The sequence below is a fragment of the Nocardia nova NBRC 15556 genome, assembly GCF_001613005.1.
GTDB classification, from domain to species: domain Bacteria; phylum Actinomycetota; class Actinomycetes; order Mycobacteriales; family Mycobacteriaceae; genus Nocardia; species Nocardia nova.
In genome coordinates, this window is sequence record NZ_BDBN01000196.1 from 1 (window position 1) to 780 (window position 780).

The 780-nt window shown below is 66.3% G+C and carries 1 protein-coding gene; it reads left to right on the plus strand.

Translation table 11 applies throughout. From position 1 onward, the window contains the following. Nucleotides 1-70 precede the first annotated feature (70 nt). On the plus strand, nt 71-780 hold a 710-nt coding region (locus NN2_RS35690; protein WP_063019680.1), incomplete at its 3' end, for a DeoR/GlpR family DNA-binding transcription regulator.

Genomic DNA, 780 nt, shown 5'->3' on the forward strand with positions numbered 1-780 from the left:
TGCTCGACTACGATGCAGAAACCGCACGACGCATCGCCGATGCACCGACCAGAAGTTCCGGGAGGCACCGTTGCTCGCGAGCACCCGACGGCGCGAAATCATGCATCGGCTGGTCACCGACGGCTATGTCGAGGCCAAGACGCTCGCCGACGAACTCGGCGTCGACGCGTCGACGATCCGCCGCGACCTCGACGCGCTCGAACGAGCCGGTCAGGCACAACGCACCCACGGCGGCGCCCGCCCGGCTCCCGGAGCCACCGCGAAGCTGCCCTACGCCATGAAAGAAGGCGAACACCTGGATCAGAAGGCCGCGATCGGCATCGCGGCCGCGGCGCGCGTGCGCGACGGCCAGACCGTCATCCTCGACAGCGGTTCCACGACCTACGAAATCGCCCGAGCCCTGCGCAATCACACCGATTTGACGGTGATCACCAACGATCTGCGCATCGCCAAATACATGGCCGAAACGCCGGGTGTGCGCCTGCTCGTCACCGGCGGCGAGCTGCTGGGTTCGGTCTTCACCCTCGTCGGCGAGCGCGCGATAGCGTTCCTGTCCGACTACACCGCCGACTGGGCTTTCCTCGGCGCCGACGCGGTCGATCTCGAAGCCGGCATCACCAATATGAACACCCTCGAAGTACCGCTCAAGCGCGCCATGATCGCCGCCGCCGCACACGCTCTCGTCGTGGCCGACAGTTCGAAATTCGGCAGGCGCGCGCTCGCCAAAGTCGCCGGATTCGACGAAATCAGCGGCGCCATCACCGATTCCGATCTGGACCC